Annotated in this window: 16 protein-coding genes and 1 CRISPR repeat array; of the genes, 7 read left to right on the top strand and 9 right to left on the bottom strand. The window is 42.6% G+C overall.

Translation table 11 applies throughout. The features are described 5' to 3' along the window. The first annotated feature begins 186 nt into the window (after positions 1-186). Positions 187-951 (top strand): circadian clock KaiB family protein, encoded by a 765-nt coding sequence (locus HWQ36_RS21105; protein ID WP_292706149.1) that lies wholly within the window; start codon positions 187-189, stop codon positions 949-951. Positions 952-1,318: 367 nt separating this feature from the next. Continuing rightward, positions 1,319-2,432: direct repeats of the CRISPR family, unit length 37 nt; unit sequence ATCGCAATTAACTAAAATCCCTATTAGGGATTGAAAC. A gap of 55 nt (positions 2,433-2,487) precedes the next feature. Here the strand turns inward: HWQ36_RS21105 and HWQ36_RS21100 are convergent. Both HWQ36_RS21100 and HWQ36_RS21095 read right to left on the bottom strand, forming a co-directional pair. Continuing rightward, positions 2,488-3,861, bottom strand: a complete 1,374-nt coding sequence (locus HWQ36_RS21100) for an AtzE family amidohydrolase (protein WP_292706147.1) — start codon at positions 3,859-3,861, stop codon at positions 2,488-2,490. After that, complete coding sequence (locus HWQ36_RS21095; RefSeq protein WP_292706144.1) at positions 3,858-4,046, bottom strand: DUF4089 domain-containing protein; 189 nt, start codon at positions 4,044-4,046, stop codon at positions 3,858-3,860. Before HWQ36_RS21095 ends, HWQ36_RS21100 begins: the two co-directional genes overlap by 4 nt. 72 nt (positions 4,047-4,118) lie before the next feature. Here HWQ36_RS21095 and HWQ36_RS21090 point away from each other — a divergent pair, with 72 nt between their 5' ends. The 3 genes from HWQ36_RS21090 to HWQ36_RS21080 all read left to right on the top strand — a co-directional run bounded on the left by HWQ36_RS21090 (position 4,119) and on the right by HWQ36_RS21080 (position 7,750). Then, positions 4,119-4,406: a glutaredoxin family protein gene (locus HWQ36_RS21090; protein ID WP_292706141.1), complete on the top strand. Its 288-nt coding sequence runs from the start codon at positions 4,119-4,121 to the stop codon at positions 4,404-4,406. 53 nt (positions 4,407-4,459) lie between these two features. After that, positions 4,460-5,962: a UDP-N-acetylmuramoyl-L-alanyl-D-glutamate--2,6-diaminopimelate ligase gene (locus tag HWQ36_RS21085; protein WP_292706138.1), complete on the top strand. Its 1,503-nt coding sequence runs from the start codon at positions 4,460-4,462 to the stop codon at positions 5,960-5,962. A gap of 300 nt (positions 5,963-6,262) precedes the next feature. Further along, entirely contained in the window at positions 6,263-7,750 is a 1,488-nt protein-coding gene (locus HWQ36_RS21080; protein WP_292706135.1) for a DICT sensory domain-containing protein, read from the top strand. A gap of 323 nt (positions 7,751-8,073) precedes the next feature. Here HWQ36_RS21080 and HWQ36_RS21075 read toward each other — a convergent pair whose 3' ends face one another. The 5 genes from HWQ36_RS21075 to fni all read right to left on the bottom strand — a co-directional run bounded on the left by HWQ36_RS21075 (position 8,074) and on the right by fni (position 17,186). Beyond that, positions 8,074-9,693: an NAD(P)/FAD-dependent oxidoreductase gene (locus HWQ36_RS21075; protein WP_292706132.1), complete on the bottom strand. Its 1,620-nt coding sequence runs from the start codon at positions 9,691-9,693 to the stop codon at positions 8,074-8,076. Positions 9,694-10,038: 345 nt separating this feature from the next. Continuing rightward, positions 10,039-11,058 carry an LD-carboxypeptidase gene (locus HWQ36_RS21070; RefSeq protein ID WP_292706129.1) on the bottom strand — a complete coding sequence of 340 codons (1,020 nt, stop codon included), beginning with the start codon at positions 11,056-11,058 and terminating at the stop codon, positions 10,039-10,041. A 106-nt stretch (positions 11,059-11,164) separates the two neighbouring features. Next, the gene (locus tag HWQ36_RS21065) at positions 11,165-13,606 is read right to left on the bottom strand and encodes a dynamin-like GTPase family protein (RefSeq protein WP_292706126.1); all 2,442 of its coding nucleotides are present in this window, start codon (positions 13,604-13,606) and stop codon (positions 11,165-11,167) included. 556 nt (positions 13,607-14,162) lie between these two features. Continuing rightward, positions 14,163-15,998, bottom strand: a complete 1,836-nt coding sequence (gene sppA / locus HWQ36_RS21060; RefSeq protein ID WP_292706123.1) for a signal peptide peptidase SppA — start codon at positions 15,996-15,998, stop codon at positions 14,163-14,165. 138 nt (positions 15,999-16,136) lie between these two features. After that, positions 16,137-17,186, bottom strand: a complete 1,050-nt coding sequence (gene fni / locus HWQ36_RS21055; protein ID WP_292706120.1) for a type 2 isopentenyl-diphosphate Delta-isomerase — start codon at positions 17,184-17,186, stop codon at positions 16,137-16,139. 153 nt (positions 17,187-17,339) lie between these two features. Between fni and HWQ36_RS21050 the strand changes: the two genes are divergently transcribed. Continuing rightward, entirely contained in the window at positions 17,340-17,927 is a 588-nt protein-coding gene (locus HWQ36_RS21050) for a Uma2 family endonuclease (RefSeq protein WP_292706117.1), read from the top strand. Positions 17,928-18,294: 367 nt separating this feature from the next. Here HWQ36_RS21050 and HWQ36_RS21045 read toward each other — a convergent pair whose 3' ends face one another. Continuing rightward, positions 18,295-18,603 (bottom strand): DUF6632 domain-containing protein, encoded by a 309-nt coding sequence (locus HWQ36_RS21045; RefSeq protein ID WP_366829412.1) that lies wholly within the window; start codon positions 18,601-18,603, stop codon positions 18,295-18,297. Here HWQ36_RS21045 and HWQ36_RS21040 point away from each other — a divergent pair. Continuing rightward, a complete protein-coding gene (locus HWQ36_RS21040) occupies positions 18,573-18,776 on the top strand; it encodes a hypothetical protein (RefSeq protein ID WP_292706112.1) in 204 nt (67 codons plus the stop codon). The genes HWQ36_RS21045 and HWQ36_RS21040 overlap by 31 nt on opposite strands. A 99-nt stretch (positions 18,777-18,875) precedes the next feature. On the opposite strand, the gene HWQ36_RS21035 is transcribed toward HWQ36_RS21040, so the two are convergent. Further along, entirely contained in the window at positions 18,876-19,268 is a 393-nt protein-coding gene (locus HWQ36_RS21035; protein WP_292706109.1) for a hypothetical protein, read from the bottom strand. A gap of 630 nt (positions 19,269-19,898) precedes the next feature. On the opposite strand from HWQ36_RS21035, the gene HWQ36_RS21030 reads away from it, so the two are divergent. Continuing rightward, positions 19,899-20,639, top strand: coding sequence for a hypothetical protein (locus tag HWQ36_RS21030; protein WP_292706106.1), 741 nt, complete (start codon positions 19,899-19,901; stop codon positions 20,637-20,639). Positions 20,640-20,669: the final 30 nt, after the last annotated feature.

The following is a 20,669-nucleotide window of genomic DNA, read 5'->3' as shown; positions in this document are numbered from 1 at the left end:
GAGAGACTTAATTTTAATAATTCCCCCTTGTCCTCCTTGTCCCCCTGCTCCCCCCGCTCCCCCTGCTCCCCCTGCTCCCCCTGCTCCCTCATCCCCACTCCCAAATATCTTTGTCATCCTGGTTGCGGTTATAGCTAAGGTAAAAGGTAAAAGAGAGAATTTTTTACTTTTAGCTTCCTAGCCTTTGTGAATAACTTGACGACAAACAAACTATCTACACCCCAGTTGTTTAAAGGTATTGCCCTATTTACACCTGGAGGAGATTTAATTTACTGCATCGACCCTAGCAAACAAGGTCGATGGCACTTGCATTTGTGTTCGGCTTTGCAAGAAATTCTAGATTTACCAGAGCCACCGCACTTTTTAGTGCCTTGTTATACTGCGACTATTGACCACTGGTTAGATCCGCGCACTCAACAAGTGCGAACTTTTGCTGAAGCTTATCCGGCTGTAATTAGACATCAAGCTTTGCTTAATGCCATTTTTGGTACAGGGGAGTTAGTATGGCAAGCGGCTCCTTGGCAAGAGGGATTGTGCGGCATGGTATTAACAACTTATCGTTCCTCATTCCCGCAGCTTTGGGAAGATCACGATTTAATTGTTCGTCTAGACCTTTCTGAACCTGTGCCAAAATACCACCAACCGGTAATAGTACAAAAAAAGGAAGTAATCACACAAGGCTATGTTCTCCGGCTGTTTGTTGCCGGACATAGCAGTACAACCGAACGCATTCTGCAAAATTTACACGAATTGTTGGAGCGATCGCTAGGACATCCTTATACTCTGAAGGTGATTGATGTTTTAACTCATCCAGAACAAGCAGAACTCAATCAGGTTTCTGCAACTCCTACCCTTGTCAAGGTTTGGCCTCACCCAATTCGGCGAATCGTTGGAGAGTTGGATCATGTAGAAAAGATTTTACAGATGTTAGCTGCTAAGGAAAAATTTTAAGTTTTATAACAAATTGAGGGTTAAAAGTGAAATGCAGAGGTTTGAGAGGTGGCAATTGTTTTCGCTATAAATAAAAGAAAGTCTGTAGTAAGCTCATAGATTGTGAACCGCTTTGCAATCAAACTAGTTTTTTTGCCAAGTGCGCGAATGGGTAGGTGTTGGTGAAGAGGTGACTACAAAAATGGCTGAATTCCCCTGTATGCAAGGAATTGAAGCCTGTAGAATCTTGAAAACATCCGCGCACCTTATGTGGACTGACTTTCAGCTATTTTCATCTGGCACAATTGCCACTCCTCATGTTATGATTTCTCTATTCGCGCTATTGAACCTTGAAAACCAAATAACAAAAGGCTTTCAGATGCCTGCGATCGCAATTAACTAAAATCCCTATTAGGGATTGAAACAAATCTTATACCCGAAGCAGCAGACGGAAATCCTATCATCGCAATTAACTAAAATCCCTATTAGGGATTGAAACGTAAACTCGGTATGTGCGGGGAGCTGCACCAAAAAATCGCAATTAACTAAAATCCCTATTAGGGATTGAAACAAACTCTGGTATGCCTAACTCCAGCATTAGCGATCGCAATTAACTAAAATCCCTATTAGGGATTGAAACCCTTCATTGCAGCAGTGGCGCTCACTTCTCCTAATATCGCAATTAACTAAAATCCCTATTAGGGATTGAAACGCTCATGGGGGAAACCCCCTCTTCTGCGCGCTGACTATCGCAATTAACTAAAATCCCTATTAGGGATTGAAACAGACTCATTCATTCCTTTAGCGATCGCACCCGGTAATCGCAATTAACTAAAATCCCTATTAGGGATTGAAACAAAAGCAATTAGTTTTTAACTTTGATATCAATATTATCGCAATTAACTAAAATCCCTATTAGGGATTGAAACTCAACCCCCCCAAAGTATAACAAGGGGGGTTGTACATCGCAATTAACTAAAATCCCTATTAGGGATTGAAACATAAAACTAACCTGACTGGTGATATTGTGCTGGAATCGCAATTAACTAAAATCCCTATTAGGGATTGAAACGGAACGAATCTTTTTTGGCAAGAAGAGGGTGTGAAATCGCAATTAACTAAAATCCCTATTAGGGATTGAAACCTGTGGCATTGCCTTTAGAGTGAATTAGGCTCATCGCAATTAACTAAAATCCCTATTAGGGATTGAAACTTTAAATCTTCTTTATTTGGTAATTTTATTTGAAATCGCAATTAACTAAAATCCCTATTAGGGATTGAAACTTAGCAACAGTGCCTAAAATAGCAGCATTTTCTAATCGCAATTAACTAAAATCCCTATTAGGGATTGAAACAAAGGCAGCAATAGCAATGAATTTAAAGAACAAGCAAATCGCAATTAACTAAAATCCCTATTAGGGATTGAAACGGCAGGGGCGGTAGGCTAGGACGCGGTAGGCTAGGAATCGCAATTAACTAAAATCCCTATTAGGGATTGAAACTTGGGAGCGATCGCTTGATTATATCTATTAATAAATATCACCAACTCTGCTATAATTACACTATTATTGCTGCAACTACACCCTCTGTTTCTAACGCAGCCGCAACCCTTAAAATTAAAGCTTCATTATATGGTGCTGCTATCAATTGCACGCCTAAAGGTAAAGCATTTTGGCGCTGAATTGGTACAGATAAAACGGGTAAGCCGATAAAAGAGAATGGTTGAGTAAATAGCCCTAAATGAGGACGAACAAGAATTTCTTCCCCATCCAAAATCATAGTTTGTTGACAGATTAGCGGTGCAGAAATTGGTGTAGTTGGGGCAATAATTATATCCACATTTTGAAATACTTCTCGAACGCGATCGCTATACCATTTTCTAAACCGTTGTGCTTGCAGATACCAGCTACTAGGAATTAACGCCCCAGCCAAAAAGCGATCGCGTGTTGCTGGATCAAAATCTTGAGGGTGCGATCGCAATTTATCCAAATGCAGATTTGCACCCTCGCTAGCTGTAATCACAAAAGCTGCTGCACGGGCGCGGTGTGCTTCTGGTATAGTTACGTATTGAGTGACATTCAAAGCATCAGCTACCTTTTGCACTGCTGCTAAAGCTTCCGGTTCTGCACCTTTGGTAAAATAATCAGCTGCAATGGCAATTCTTATACTAGAAATATCTTGTTTGAGTTGTGGTAAACATAATTCAGGCGGACGCTTTGTACAAATTGGATCGCGATCGTCTTCTCCTTGAAGCACATCAAACACCGTAGCAATATCTTGCACCGAATGCGCAAAAGGGCCAATATGGTCAAAACTGCTAGAAAATAAAGCTACCCCAGCACGAGATAACCTTCCATAGGTTGGCTTCAAACCAAAAACCCCACATAACGCCGCCGGAACGCGAATTGAACCATTAGTATCAGAACCCAGCGTTAGCGGTACTAACCCAGCAGCAACAGCCGCCGCCGAACCACCCGATGAACCACCAGCAACTCGCTGTAAATCATGGGGGTTGTGAGTAGCGCCGTAATGGGAGTTTTCCGTGACAAATCCATAAGCGTACTCATCCATATTCAAAGCGCCAACCAGCACCGCACCCGCTTTTTTCAGCTTCGCCACTGCGGTTGCATCTTGGCTAGCGGCTGGGTTTTCTGCATTAATTTTCGACCCCGCCAGAGTCGTTAAACCAGCAATATCAAAGAGATTTTTCACCGCAAAAGGCACACCAGCAAGCATTCCAAGATTATTGCCTTGGGCAATTTCCCTATCAATGCAGACTGCATCCCTTAAAGCTGTTTCAGCAGTCACAGCCGTAAAACAATTGAGTTGATGATCCCGCACAGCGATTCGTGCCAAAGCCGCCTGAGTAACTTCCACCGCGCTAACTTTGCCTTCACGCACAGCAGCAGCTATTGATACAGCATCATTCATGGTTCAAAAACTGGTGCAACTTCAATATCCTCCGCTAAAGGGAAAGAATTTACAAGATTAGCGATCGCCCTAATTCTCTCAAAATTTGCCACCACCCCATCTCGATCCTCATCTCTTATCTGCAAATCCAACAACAACGCCATTTGATCGACATACTCACCCACATTAAAACTCATACCTTCCATCTCTCCCCCTCTGCGTCCTTGGCGTCTTGGCGGTTCGTTATCTTAAACTTATAACTTCTCATCGCAACTCAAATGCAATTAATCTTATACAGTAAACCCGGCTGTCATTTATGTGAAGGCTTGCAAGAAAAGCTAGAACAAATCCAAAATCTCAGTTTGGAGTTGGAAGTTAGGGATATTACGACTCGTGAAGATTGGTTAGCTGCGTATCAGTATGAAGTGCCGGTACTTTATTTATCGAACCGCCAAGTCGCCAAGGGCGCGGAGGAAGAAATTATAGAAGCACCATTGCCGCGTCCTTCTCCTCGTGCTAGTGTGCAGCAGTTAGAGCAAATGTTGCGTAAGTATTTAGCCAATTAGAAAAAAATAATGCAGAATAAGCGCAAGATTAAGAATGTGGCGAGGTTCACAAGATGAAATTGCGGGAATTACTAACGGCGGTAGATAGTGTTGAGCAATTGCCTAGCCATCCGACTTTAGAGGATGTAGAAGTTAGGGGTTTGAAGACCAATTCTCATGCTTGTAGTGTGGGAGATTTGTTTATTGGGATGCCAGGAACGCGGGTTGATGGTGGGGAATTTTGGCAAAGTGCGATCGCATCGGGGGCTGTAGCTGCGATCGTTTCTCCCGAAGCTGCACAAAAAAATCCTCCCACAAATGAGGCTGTGGTCATTAGTGCAAGTAACATAACTCAAGCTTGTGCCCAAATAGCTAGTGCTTTTTACGGTTATCCAGGACGCAAACTCAAGCTGGTAGGCGTGACTGGTACAAATGGCAAAACTACCACTACCCATATCATTGAATTTCTCCTGATCCAAGCTAATCTCGCCACAGCTTTGATGGGAACTCTCTACACTCGTTGGGCAGGTTTTGAGCAAACTGCTGCCCACACCACACCCTTTGCAGTGGAACTGCAACAGCAGCTAGCAGAGGCGGTAAATGCTGGTAGTGAGTTCGGGGTGATGGAAGTAAGTTCTCACGCTTTAGCCCAAGGGAGAGTGCTGGGTTGTGAATTTGAGGTGGCAGTATTTAGTAATCTGACTCAAGACCATCTCGACTATCACCGCGACATGGAAGATTACTTTGCTGCCAAAGCGTTGTTGTTTAGCCCTGATTATCTCAAGGGACGGGCAATAATTAATGCTGATGATTCCTACGGAAAGCGGTTAATTGCCTCATTAAATTCCGAACGGGTTTGGAGTTATAGTGTCAACGACAACAGCGCTGATTTATGGATGAGTGATTTAAGTTACGAGCCGAATGGTGTCAGTGGTACATTACATACACCCAAAGGTGACGTAGCTTTTCGATCGCCACTAGTCGGACAATATAATTTAGAAAATCTTCTAGCAGCCGTAGGAGCAGTTTTACACTTAGGGATAGATTTGCAGTTAGTGGCATCTGTGATACCTAACTTTCCCGGAGTTCCCGGACGCATGGAACGAGTACAGATTAGCTCTGACCAAGATATTAGCGTGATTGTGGATTATGCCCACACACCCGATAGCTTAGAAAACTTGCTGAAAGCTGCACGTCCATTTATACCTGGTAAAGTGATTTGCGTATTTGGTTGTGGCGGCGATCGCGATCGCACCAAGCGCCCAATAATGGGTAAAATTGCTGCTGAATTAGCTGATGTGGCAGTGGTGACATCAGATAATCCCCGCACAGAAAACCCAGAAAGGATTTTAGAAGACGTTTTGGCAGGAATTGCCCAAACAGTAAAACCAATGGTAATTTGCGATCGGGCTACTGCAATTCGTACTGCTATTTTACAAGCACAACCAGGTGATGGAGTCTTGCTTGCTGGTAAAGGTCACGAAGACTACCAAATTCTCGGCACCGAAAAAATCCATTTTGACGACCGAGAACACGCACGCGACGCTTTACAGCAAAGACTTAACACACAAGCTTAATTTGGGCATGGGGCATGGGGCACTTGTACTGAGCGACTTGTGCCGAGCGAAGCCGAGGTAAGCCGAAGTATTGGGCATGGAAAAGAGACAAGGGAGACAAGGAAGAGGGGGGAGACAAGGGAGAGACTTAATTTTAATAATTCCCCCTTGTCCTCCTTGTCCCCCTGCTCCCCTGCCCCTTATAGGTGGATTTTTTTATAGTTAATATTTCTTTCCGTGGGGATTTTGTAAAAAATGCACACATAAAGGTGAAAATCGAGACAGAATTATTTCTTGCTTCATCCTTTTTGTGCTTGACTCATGAATGTTTCTCTGGCTAAGGATCTGTCTGTTTATCAACTGGTTATGGGAGTGCAAGTGCCTCCAAAACCATTGTCCCTCAGTCCTGCGACTCTGCTATCACTGGTGAGAGCGCAAATTGACTTACTAATTGAGCAGCAAATTGCAGCCACTTTATGGGTGAAGCTACCACCAGAAAAAATTTGGCAATCAGAATTAGCGCGTTACCAATCCTCGGTGGGTGCGTCTAGTATCATCTATACTTGCCAGATTGACGAAAATGGAAAAGAGGAAGCAGGGGGCAGGGAGCGGGGAGCAGGGGGCAGGGAGCAGGGGGAAAATTTCTCTCCTCTGCACCCTTCCCCCTCATCTTTCTCATCTACTCATCATCTCACCGTTCACCTGCCACCAGATAGCCAACTGCGACGGGAAAACTTTCTGATGGTGTTATCGCCCCAGTTTTGCAGTTTAATTTTGGCTCATCGACCACTTAAAAAACGCAAAAATCAGGCATCGGGGAAGGTAAATACTAATAATAATCAGCCATTGCTGATTATAACTACTGTTGAGGGGAGAGTAATTCAGCAAGTATTAGATGGTATCCAAAAAGCGATTGCACCAGAATCATCGCCAATTGTACCTGCTGATTTTATTTGTCCAACGATGCCGGAAGCGTCAACGATGAGTCAACTGTTTACAAAACAACTCCTGCGACAGGATGAAATTAATCGTCAAATCATCACAGCCCGCACTACCAAGTTGCAGCAGATAAATCAAGAACTGCACAACAAAGAACAACTCCAAGATGAATATCTGAAAAATCTCTGTCAGGAACTGCGTATACCCCTGACGCATATCAAAACAGCACTTTCGTTATTGAATTCTCCTAATCTCAAACCTCCGCAGCGACAACGTTATTTACAGATGTTAAATACCCAGTGCGATCAGCAAAATTCTCTAATTACAGGTTTGTTGGAACTGGTACAACTAGAACGTAATTTGGACGGGATGGTTTTGGAGTCGGTGCGGCTCTCAGATATTGTACCTGGAGTAGTCAGTACGTACCAACCTTTAGCCCAAGAAAAAGGGATTATGCTAGCCTATACCGTACCCACTGAACTCCCATCTATTTGGTGTGTGAGTGGTGGGCTAAGGCAGATTGTAATTAATCTGCTGCACAACAGCATTAAGTTTACCCCTAATGGGGGTGAAGTATGGGTGCGTACCCGTGTTCAAGGCGATTATGTCCAATTAGAATTCCGCGATACAGGTATTGGGATTGCCGAAAGCGAGATTTCCAAAATCTTTGACCGATTTTATCGGGTACGTACAGCAGCTACAGAAGATTATGCTGGTGCTGGCTTGGGGTTAACAATAGTACAGCAATTGCTGCTGCGCTGTGGGGGAGCTATTTCTGTAAAAAGTAAATTATATGAAGGTTCCACATTTACAGTGCAACTGGCAACTGTTGGCGATACCCCAAGAGCGATCGCAATAGAACATGAGTGATCGGTTATGATTATCCCCTAAGTTAACTTTGTGGTGCTATGCAACTTTACCTAAGAGGTTGTTTGAAAAGTATTTGGCTGTGATTTTAGACACTTAATTGATCCCCCCTAACCCCCCTTAAAAAGCTACGGTGTACACACAAGTCTTTGAGAGTTGCCCCATAAGCTTTTGATCCCCCCAACCCCCCGATAAATTGGGGGGCAAAAAGCTCTCAAAGTCCCCCTTTTTTAGCGATCGCTCTCAACTACTTTTATTTTGGACTTTTCGCAACTTAGCGTAGGTATAGCCGCTCGCTCTTAACCCCAAATCGGATGCAAAGTATTTCAGATTTGACGGTCGCAATTCCTCAAAATACTTAAAGCCACCGCCTCAGCAACCTTAATCCCATCGATACCAGCCGAGAGGATTCCCCCTGCGTATCCCGCACCTTCACCAGCCGGATAAAGACCGACTGTATTTAAACTCTGATAATCCTCTTTGCGTTTAATCCGAATCGGTGATGATGTGCGGGTTTCCACCCCAGTCAACACGGCATCATCCATTGCAAAACCTTTAATCTGTTTGTCAAAAGCGGGAAGGGCTTCACGGATAGCGGCGATCGCATAATCTGGTAAACTCTGGCTCAAATCACCTAAATGTACTCCAGGTGTATAAGATGGTTTAACCGTGCCTAATGCTGTAGAGGGTCGATGGTTGAGAAAGTCTCCTACTAACTGCCCTGGAGCTTCATAAGTTCCACCGCCCAATTCAAAAGCTTGCTCTTCCAAGCGGCGTTGGAAGTCAATTCCCGCCAAGGCGTTACCCGGATAATCTTCGGGGGTGATACCCACAACGATCGCACTGTTGGCATTCCGCTCATTACGAGAATATTGGCTCATACCATTGGTAACAAGTCGCCCTGGTTCTGATGCGGCTGCAACCACCAAACCACCTGGACACATACAGAAACTATAAACGGAACGGCCATTTTGGCAGTGATGAACTAGTTTATAATCGGCAGCACCTAAAAGTTTATGACCAGCTTGAGCGCCGAAACGACATTTATCGATGAGAGTCTGGGGATGTTCAATGCGAAAGCCGATAGAAAAAGGTTTAGGTTCGATGTAAACTCCGCGATTGTATAGCATTTGAAAGGTATCGCGGGCGCTGTGTCCCACTGCCAAAACTATATGATTGCTGGCGATATATTCTCCACTGGCGAGGGAGACTCCTCGCACTTGCCTATCTTCAATGTTGATATCTTCCACTCGACTTTCAAAGCGAATTTCACCGCCAAGGGATTCGATTTTGGCACGCATACTTTGGACGATTCCCACCAGTTTGAAAGTGCCGATATGCGGTTTGTTGATATAGAGAATTTCTGGTGAGGCTCCGGCATTGACGAGTTCGGTTAATACCTTACGCCCATAATGCTGAGGATCTTTAACTTGACTGTAGAGTTTGCCATCAGAGAATGTACCCGCACCACCTTCGCCAAACTGGGCATTGGATTCTGGGTTGAACTCTGATTTTTTCTTCCAAAAGCCAAAAGTATCAACGGTGCGATCGCGAACTTTTTTCCCACGTTCTAAAATGATGGGACGGAAACCCATTTGTGCCAACATTAAACCCGCAAATAAGCCACAAGGCCCAGTACCAATCACGATGGGGCGAATCGTCAAATTGCTAGGTGCTTGGGCCACTGGGCGATAACTCATGTCTGGCGCGATCATCAAATGGGGATCTTTTTTCAGGCGCTTGAGTAGATGAGTTTCTTGAGTTGTTTCTACATCCAGAATATAAACAAGGGTAATCTCTCCTTTCTTACGGGCATCGTAGCTACGCTTGAAGATGGAATAACCGATCAATTCTTCGTCTGTGATTTGCAGCTTTTTGAGGATGGCAGTCTTGATCTCATCTTCAGGATGATCAAGCGGGAGCTTTACTTCTGTGAGTCGTAACATAGCGAGGAGAAATGCATACTTGTCTATCAAAATTTTAAGGTATCTGAAAAACCTCTCTCTAAATCTCTCTCCTAAAAGGAGAGAGACTTTAAATTTTCCCCCTTCCCTCGTAGGGAAGGGGGTTAGGGGGTTAGGTTTTTCGTGGCTTTTTCACATCAAAATCAGCGAATTTTAGATTTTAGATAATGGAATTGAAGATTCAAAATCTAAAAATGTCTGAACGCGAATTTATGTTGAGCGGAGTCGAAACACAGTGCCCCCAAGAGTTCTGCCCGAATTTATACTCGCTCCATAATAAGCAAGCTACGCGGAATAAATCCAAAATCCAAAATCCAAAATCCAAAATTATTTAACAGCCGCCTCTAACATTTGTATTATCCCAAGTTCAGCATCTATTTCCACTTCTAAACCGATTGGCAAGGTAAATTTATCTTTAATATGACCAATCATTGAACCGTACCAAGCAGGAATACCTAAAGGAAGTATGTGATCTTGCAATACTTGGATTAATGTAAATGATGGCTCATCTCCAAGTTTACAATTAGTACATTGCCCAAAGATAAAGCCAGCAATTTGATTAAGTATGCCAGCAGTTTTTAACTGTGTCAGCATTCTATCTATCCGGTAAACATCTTCGCCAATTTCTTCCACAAATAGGATGCTTTTGTTCCAAGAAGGTAGATAAGGTGAACCTACCATCGCTGATAGCACTGATAAGTTTCCACCAACAAGTTTACCTCTCGCCTTTCCTGGTGCTATTGTCTCCACCCGCACTTCACTAGGGTTGAGATTTTCCATAATCACTGCTTCACCATTAAAGAGGATGCGTTTGAAGTAATCCACTGTAAATTGATTCCAAGTAGATGTGGCAACTGGCCCATGAAAAGTAATCATTTGACTACGGGCATTAATTGCCAACAACAGCGTTGTAATATCGCTGTAACCCATGATAATTTTCGGATGAGAGCGGATTAGGGAATAGTTTAGTAAGGGTAAAATGCGATTACAGCCCCAACCCCCACGCATGGCGATAATGGCTTTGATAGTGCGATCGCTAAACATCAAGTTTACATCCTGGGCGCGATCGCTATCTTTACCCGCTAAATAGCCGTAACGATCTAAAATATGCTTCCCCAACTTGACTTTTAACCCTAATTGTGAAAATGATTGCTGCACTGCTTCGATATCTTTGATATCAACGATACCCGCAGGGGCGATTAATCCTACAGTATCACCTACTTGCAGGCGGGGTGGCTTGCGGATGGTGTTTGGGGGTAGTTTACCTTCAGCAGTAAATGCTGGTATCTGGATGGATAAGGTAGCTAGTCCACAGGTTGTAAGAAATTGTCGGCGTTTAATAAGCATAACTATTGAGTTGCGAATTTAAAAATTAGATCCCCGACTTCTTCAAGAAGTCGGGGATCTGGACACCGCGAATTTTACAAATCAAATAGGATTGTGATATGTATAATTAAACTTCTTGTACCACATCTGAAATCACAAATCCATTATTAGTAAACTTATCATCAGTTTCAAACAAATCACCAATTAAAGGCAAAAAATGGTCATATAATTTCATCGACTGCAAACAACTATTGATACTAGAAGCTGCTGAATTATAGGTTGCAATATTTTCTTCAACAATACTCAATAATCGGCGATTATTCGCAATTTTTTCTTCAGCTTCTTGTTGCAGTGTTTTTTCTAAATAAGTCCGTGCCTGTGGGTATTGCTGCAAAATCTCATCTGCTTGCTGTTCTGCCATTGGTAGCAACTGAGTTTTCAGCGTTTGGTTAATAGTTTGACGGAAAGATTTACGAATAGTTTGAGAAACTTTTGGTTCAAAATCTAACTTCAATAATTGCCTAATTGCTGGTTCTGCTTCCACGATACTTTCAGCGTCGTAACCTTGAGAAGTTTGTGATAAAGTTTGGCGAAATTGATATATAGAAAAAGTGCCTTCATCATAAAATCTCGGACTTTCTCGCACGAAGCGATCGCACTCTACACTAGCTGCACTCAAAAGTGCTTGAGTAACTAGTTTTTCTAAGATTCTAATCTCTTGTTCAATTCCGCCATCATTATCTAATAAACGATATAACTGGCGATAGTATTCTGACTTACGAATCTTTTCAATCAATCGTTGGAAATAATTTGCAATTACTTGCTGAGAAGATACAACCAAAATATCTTCTAACTGATTTGCTAAGTAATAAAATGCCTCTACTAAAATAGCAATTAAAGGTGCTGTAGCGTTCCGAGGATGGCTCATTGTTGCACGTTGATAAGCAGAAGCTACAGAAAAACTATCTAGTAATTCATCTAGACGGCGAATCATCCGCGATTGCAATTGTCTAAAATCTGTTTCAAAAGCATCGCAAGAATTATTAATTATTTGGTTAACTTCTTCTGTAATATGCTCACTAAATTCTCTACCAATTTGCTGGAGTTGCTGATTTAGCTGTTGCAACTCTTGCGCCTTCATACTCTCAATTTCTTGGGGTTGACTATCTAAATTACGTTGTACACTTTGATAATGTTTTTTCAGTTTAATACAAATATCTTCCAAATCATCAGCAAGATTCTTAAATAATTGGGGACGTTTTTCTTCTGTGAGATAGCGAGTAATAGCTGTGCGAAATTCCTCAGTACCACTATCTTGAATTAGCTTTTCTATCAGCTCATTTCCCCAATCTCCCAAAATCCGTACATAATTTTGATTTGGGGTTTCAAAGCCGTTAACAGAAACACGGAATTTAGTGGTAGATAGCTTTCCTGAATTTACGCAGTAGTTGTTAAATGCATAGACAAATTGTGGTGTTTCTTCTTTACCATTTAAACCTTTAATACTCTCTACAAAAACAGAATCTAAACCAAATCTATCTAGTTGACTTGTCTGTTTAATTTGACTGCCGTAAAATCCTAATAATCCACTGGTTTTATAAACCTTGTTTGAATTAGCAAATTGCCCACTAATTAAATCGTCTAATCGTTGTCGGAGTTGGGTATTGTACCAAGTCTCATCAATGCGATTGAAGACATAAAAAACGCGATCGCGTACTCCTCCATTTTGCCGCATTAATTCCAAAAGTTCTGTTTCTTCTTTTGTCATATCACCCGCCGAAGCAGGTTTTAGCACACATACCACCGCCGAAGTATCAGGATGTTGAATTTTGGCATAAGTTAGTTGTGCATCTTTCTCTACTGGTGCATCTATACCAGGTGTGTCGATAATTACATTTCCATCTTCTAGCAGAGGATGATTACAGTAATATTCTATTCGCTTCAATACTGCGCTATTACTACCACGACGGGCATATCCCGCAGCTTCCTTGAGGTTGGAGAAGTTAAATTGCTCCATTGAGTATGTAGCATTATTAACCGTGTATATGCGATCGCGGTTTGCTATATATCCCTCTAGCAATAACATTAGCGCCTTCGCCTGTTTTGCACGTTCTGATTTACTCTCACCACCCTCTTGCTGAATAATCGCTTCACAACCTTGACGTAGCAAGTCAATTACATCAGCTTGGTTAATATTAGTTACTGTCTTAAATCCTAGTTGCTGACATAAAAAAACTGCTTGTTCTCGAATTTCTACTTCACTTAAAAACGTTAAAACAACACGTTCTTTATCTAATTCTGCATACTCGATTTTGCATTCTGTACCTGTAGCGTGTCCTTCTGCACTGTAAAGTAATTCTCTCTCTAATAGTGCATTGATTAGCATTGATTTACCAGCACTAAATGCACCTGCGAACACAATCTCAAACTTGGGAGAAATCGCCTTAGTTAGGGAAGTTTGTACAGATGTAATATCTTGAGAATGTAGGGTTGGTTCTTGCTGTAAAAGTTGTAATATCGACTCAACTTGCTCTTTCAAATTTTTGCACTGAAGCGGTAAATCTGACATGTTCAGCATCCTGACAATATTTATGTATATGTTAGTTACATTTATTGTCTTGATGGTTCAGTAAGATTTCTGAGATATTTGATGGGGTTGCTTTACTGGATATCACTTAACCCAGAAATATAGCGCTTCTCGTTCGGATGCAATACACTTTGACCTCTCTCCAAACCTCTCTCCTAAAAGGAGAGAGGCTTTGAATTTTACTCCCCAACGCTAGTAGGGAAGGGGCTGGGGGTTAGGTCTGTATTCCATACAATTGAGAATTGAGAACCGCTATATCATGTCCGCTTAAAAACTTATTAGGCTGATGCGAAGAGTAGAAACGCAAAATTTTGCGTCTCTACAATAGTTCTGAAATCATGCGAAATTATTTTCATAGCTGAATTCAGCAATGCCCAAAAAAGCATCTAAGTAAGTTAGCACGAAAAAACCAAATATGTTACAAAATGTAAATAGGCTTAAAGCCCTTACTAATGACAAATGACCAATACTTCGACTACGCTCAGTACAAGTGACAAATGACAGCCTTTGCCAGTTAGCTTTTATTGCGCCGACCTACTTACTCAATCTTCAAGTTGAAAGGCAAACGGGCATAAACTCCCTGTGGATCGTTCATTTTTTGCAGAATCTCTATTTCCTGTTGCAATTTCTGAAATTCAGTGATGATGGGGTTAGATGGTTTGAGTTGAGTCGCCTTAATCCCTAAAGCAGTCCGCGCCTCTTCAGTTGCACGCCCAAAAAAGCGTTCTCCGAAACTGTTAGTGCGAGGATATTCTTGCACTTCCCAGTCTTCTCCTAGTTTTGCCTCTTTGACAGCATAAGCGATCGCACTATTCAAACCACCAATTTCATCCACCAAACCAATTTCTTTCGCCGCCACACCAGACCAAACCCGTCCTTGGGCAATTTCTGCAACTTTTTGTTCTGGGAGTTTCCGACCTTGAGAAACTTTATTTAGAAACATATTATAAATACGGTTAACACTGCGTTGATAAAGTGCCAACTCTTGGGGCGATTTTGGACGCGAAACTGTTTGACTATCAGCATAGGTTCCAGTTTTCACCGAATCCCAGGTGATGCCGTTATCATTGGCCAGCTTTTCACCATTAAATAGCAACCCAAATACACCTATTGAGCCTGTAATGGTGTTTGGTTCAGCAAAAATGCGATTAGAGTCGCTAGCAATCCAATAACCCCCAGAGGCGGCTACGTCACCCATTGACACTACAACCGGTTTTGCTTCACGGGTTAATTTCACTTCTCGCTGCATGACTTCGGCTGCGGTAGCGCTACCACCAGGACTATTAATCCGTAGTACAACAGCCTTCACATCCTTATCTTGTCGGAGTTTGTTGAAGATTTTGGCAAAGCGATCGCCTCCTACTTGTCCATCATCACCTTTACCATCGACAATTTCACCCTCAGCATAAACAACGGCAATTTGATTTTTTGAGCTACGTTCTACACCTAAAGATTTGCCAGAAACTTCTGCGTAACTATTTAGGTTAATTTGTCGGAATGTTTTGTCGTCTTTATCGCTATTTGTCAACTTTTTGAGGTCTGTTACCACTTCATCAGGGTATGCGACTCGATCCACTAAACCGCTAGTTTTAGCTTGTGTGGCTTCCAGTACCGCCTGACTATCTGCGATCGCTTGCAACTGGTTAGGTTCAATTTTTCGACTTGCACCTACAGCAGTGCGCCACTCTCCCCAAACATCATCTAACAATTTCTGAGTTTGTTCGCGGTTTTCTGGACTCAATTTTTTGAGGATAAACGGTTCCACAGCACCTTTGAATTTACCCACCCGCACAACTTGCACACCAATGCCGTACTTCTGTAATGCACCCGCTAAGAACATCGGTTGTGAACTCAAACCATTGACTTCCATCATTCCCAAAGGATTAAGCACAATGGAATCTGCCACTGAACTAAGGTAATATTCCTTTTCACTCCAATCACTGCCATAAGCCACAATCTTTTTCCCAGAAGCGCGAAACTCCTCCAGCGCTTTCCGAATTTCTTTAAGGGAGGCATAGCCGACGTTACCAGCTTGACTGCCGCTAGTTGAATCGAGGTAGATTCCAACAATTCGCGGATCGCGTCGCGCTTTTTCCAAAGTTTCCACAACTTTGCGGAGTGCCATCCTATCGTCATCTACACCTGATAGTGTTTTTTGAAACAGTTCGTCAGAACTAGGTTCGCTATCAGTAATTTTCATCGACAAGTCAAAAACCAACACTGACTTATCTTTCACATTTGGCCCAGTATCTTTAGAGGAGCTAGCAGCCAATATTAGCAAGAATAGTCCAGTGCTTCCTAGACCACCAAAAATAATTAGTCCTAATAATGTGCCAACTAAACTAGCAAAAGTTTGTTTGATAAAATTACGCATTAGTTATTAGTTATTGGGAATTGGGAATTGGGCACTTGTACTGAGCGACTTGTGCCGAGCGAAGCCGAGGTAAGTCAAAGTATTGGGCATGGGGCATTGACTAATGACAAATGACTAATGACTAATGACCTAATTAATTTATTCTATGCGCTGTAAACTGCCAGAGTGCTTTAACTGATACAAGGTGGTGTTGCCAGTGCAGAATAAGACTGTGGTGAGTTCGGCGATTAATACTTCAGCGAGTTCCGCTACTGCTGTGTCTGATGTTGCTGCTGCTTGCAAAAAAGGCATTGCTAAACCAGCTATATCTGCTCCCAAGGCGATCGCTGTGGCAACATCCAATCCATGACGCAAACCTCCTGAAGCAATTAAGGGTACATCTTTTGCGATCGCTCTAATTGTTGTAATGCACTCTGCTGTCGGTAAACCCCAATCGGCAAAAGTCCTCCCTAAGCGACGTTGTAAGGGATTTTCTGCCCGTTCACTTTCTACTTTTGCCCAAGAAGTACCCCCTGCACCAGCCACATCAATTGCTGCTACCCCAGAGGCGAGAAGTTTTTGTGCGATCGCTGCTGAAATGCCGTTACCTACTTCTTTCGCAATCACTGGCACTGGCAATTTACTGCACAATTTAGATATTTTGTCAAGTAAACCCCGAAAATTAGTATCACCTTTGGGTTGAATGCACTCTTGTAAAGGGTTAATGTGTAAAATCAGGGCATCAGCCTCTAGAATATCAACTACCCGCAGACATTCATCTAAGCCGTACTTATAGTTAAGTTGCACAGCCCCCAGATTCGCAAATAGCAGAACATCGGGCGCATACTTGCGGACAGCAAAAGTATCAGCCACCTGGGGTTTTTCTACCGCCACTCGTTGGGAACCGACACCCATTGCAATTTTGTAATGTTGCGCGACTTGGGCTAAACGTTGATTAATAATTGCGGCTTGTTCTGTTCCTCCAGTCATGGAAGAAATTAACAACGGTGCGCCAAGGTGTTTCCCCAGGAAAGCTGTACTGATATCAATATCGTCATGATTGACTTCGGGTAAGCAAGAATGGGTGAAACGATAACGTTCCAGTCCATTGGTGATTTGATGAGACTGAACATCTTCCTCTAAACAGATCCGAATGTGATCGGCTTTGCGATTCTGAGTTTGTGCAGAGATATTGGTAGGGGCGTTCACTGGTGGGTATGGCTAAAAGTATTTGCTTGCGATCGCTATTGTTACATTGTCTGCAACCATCTTTTTATAACAAAAATATTTATTTTGCCTATCAATAGGGTACGTTACGCTATTGATAACAGAACCATTCCCCTATTTTGTGAGTTAATTAATATGGTTTTACAAACAGAAAAGCGCTACTACACGCCAGAAGAATATTTGGAATTAGAAGAGAAGGCTGAATATAAAAATGAATACAGAGACGGAGAAATTATACCGATGACAGGAGGAACAACTAACCACAACAACATTGCAGGTAATTTTTACAAAAAATTTCCCCTGACAGTACAAGGACAAAATTATAACATATATATAGGCGATGTTAAATTATCAATACCTCGTTATCGCATTAATACTTATCCTGATGTTATGGTCATCAAAGGTAAGCCTATTTATGAGGGAACAGGTACAACAACTATTACTAATCCCTTATTAATTGTTGAAGTCTTATCAAATTCAACTAAAAATTATGATAAAACAGATAAGTTTAAATATTATCGTTCAATTCCTGGTTTTCAGGAATATATTATGATTGACCAGTATAGTTTTGCTGTGGAACAATTTGTTAAGCAAGCAGAAGCACAATGGATTTTTAAAGAATATGAAGGTGAAGAGGCAGTTTTAGTCTTAGATTCTATCGATTTTCAAATTACCTTGCGTGATATTTATGAACGGGTTGATTTTGAGTTGATTGAGGAATGAAACCCCTGGGGCAATACTGCTCGGTTAAGTGGAAAAAGCTTAAAATTCGTAGGTTGGGTTGAGGGACGAAACCCAACATTTCTGAGGCTTTGTTGGGTTTCACTTCATTCAACCCAACCTACAAATATTCTTAACCGAGTAGTATTGACCCCAGGGGTTGATTTGAACCCTTACAAAAAAGTGAAATAGGCGGTTAGAAACCGCGCCTACACAGGCAAAACCCACCTTCGTGGGTTTCAAACCCTTAACTTTCTTTCAATTAGTCTGCCTCTGCGGACTACCCTGCGGGAAGCCGCAAAGCGTCTATGTTTGTGTAGCCGCGAATTTTATGAGACTGCCCGCTATCGATTGATTTGTTATGCCGCGCTCATTCATGCACTGAAACTACTTCGCGTGACGCTAGGAAACCAAGGACAATTGCCACCAATATCAATGCTGGAATGTCGCCAACGAGGTGTCCATGTTCCACAGGGTCAATCACTGCCTGTACCGTCATGATCAGTGCGTGAACAAAACTCGACCAAACGGTGAACCAGATTAAACTGAGATGCGCTTCTGGTTTTCGAGAAGCCCGTAATAAAAATACACCGAGCGTCCCATAAATGCCGACGATCATCTGTTCGTATTCGTGTTGACCTGGTTGCCATGACCAGCCCGATGGCCAGATATTCATCAACGGATAGATCAGGAGAAAAGCAATCCCAACAACAACAAGGGCGATTTGCAAGTACCGATGCTGCTCCTCCATTACTCCAACCTCACACTATATTTTTCAGGGTAGTTTCTACTAATGGAATGCCTATTTTTAATAGTATTCTCACTAGTGACACTTCAACTTGGGAGTGTTAGGAATCTTGATGTTTTTTGTGGTTTAAAGCTGATTCAACACTGAATCGTCTGCAAAACAATGGGCATCATTCACCGTGAATGATGCCTATTTGTTGCTCATTACGCCGTCTGGGTAGAAGCCGCTTTTGACTCTGCGGTGGATTTTATCCGCGTAATGCTGGCTTTACGAATGCGATCGCTCTTGCGTACCCCGCCTATCATCTCGTATTCCCGACTGTCTTTGCCATACTTCAACACCACACCACTAACCAAGCGTTCTGAGGTTTCCCGAATGGTCTTTTCAAGGGTTTCTATTTGTTCCTTTGCTGTGTCAATGGCAGTTAGCATCATATTATACTGGTCAATCTGGTTGCGGAGTTCCCCGGTTAACTGGGTTAAATTGTTTAAGCTGATCGAATCACCAAAATCGAGGGTAGAATTAATCGATTTAAATCCGATTACTCTCTGTTCGGTTTTTTCTAGCACGGTAGAGCTTCTTTTTTGCCGTGGCATCAATGCAGACTTTTTACTAAACTTTCTCTTTCTAGAGTGTCTCAATGGAACGGTATAGTGGTTCAGTAAAGCTTGCAGAAAAAGGTGTTTTTTGTAATAAGATTGGAATACTAGCTCAGTAATTACACGAGAATAAGCTCGTGTTCTGAACGAATAAGCTCGTGTTCTGAACGAATAAGCTCGTGTTCTGGACAAATAAGCTCGTGTTCTGGACAAATAAGCTCGTGTTCTGAACAAATAAGCTCGTGTTCTGAACGAATGGACTTATCCGCTTGATTACTTATTAAACTTGAAGAAGCCCACCCCAAGAATAAGGCTACGGTGTACACAAGTCTGAAATAGCTGATTAACAAAGGTTTTACCCCACCCTAACCCTCCCCTTGTAAAGGGGAGGGAACTAGATTTCTTTCCGGCTTCCCCCCTTTCCAAGGCTACCGTGTACACACAAGTGACTTATTTTGCTCAAAGCGCTCCCAGACCTAACCCCCAGCCCCTTCCCTGCGAGGGAAGGGGAGTAAGATTCAAAGCCCCTCTCCGCGTCGGAGAGGGGTTTGGGGAGAGGTCTGCTGACTTGTGTATACACGGTAGCTAGCTTTCCAAGGGGGGATTGAGGGGGGTAATTTGACTTGTGTGTACACCGAGCAAAGAGGGGCTTGTGATATTATTGATCCTCAGAACGGCGATGTCTGGGTAACAAGCTCTTTTTTTGTTTTTCTTGCAAACTGCTGGCTTGTTTCAGGACTGGAGTTTGTACGTGACGTATTAGGTGATGCAAAACAGCAAAATTCTTTATTTTGGTTAGCGTTAAAGTTGGGATGGCTAAATGAAGTTGGAGTGGCTGCGGAATCAGTAACGAAAGAGAAAGTTTACGCTTTTTACCACACCACATTTGAGGAATATTTTGCAGCGTTGGCGATCAATGATTGGCACGAGTTTCTCAACCCCACGCTAGACGTTTATCGCATTTTTGCCCCGCAGTGGAAAGAGGTGATTTTGCTGTGGTTGGGACGTGAGGATGTGGAGACGGAGAAGAAGGAAGAGTTTATTCAGGCGTTGGTGGAATTTGATGATGGGTGCGGAGAATTCAGAGTTATTGATAGAGTTACAAGGGGATTTTACGAGTTTCGCGCTTATTTTCTCGCTGCTGCGGGGGTTGATGAGTGGAAAAATTCTAGCAGCGCAGATGCTATTGTGGCGGAAATCGTGAAATGGGACTTTGGTGAGTTTAAAGTTGAACAAAACGATTGGGTAAAATTTCTCTACCCAATCCTACAGGAAGCACAGACAGCACTGCCTCAGACAAATCGCATAAAAGCGATTGCTGCCTTGGTGGAGTTAATCGGCAACAGCAATTCCAAATTCAAATTTTGACAACAGGTACAGTCTACCTTGAGGATGAAG

It is taken from the genome of Nostoc sp. NMS2, from assembly GCF_017115105.1.
GTDB lineage: Bacteria > Cyanobacteriota > Cyanobacteriia > Cyanobacteriales > Nostocaceae > Nostoc.
The sequence above is the reverse complement of the archived record's forward strand: the minus strand, read 5'-3'. Positions and strand labels throughout refer to the sequence as shown.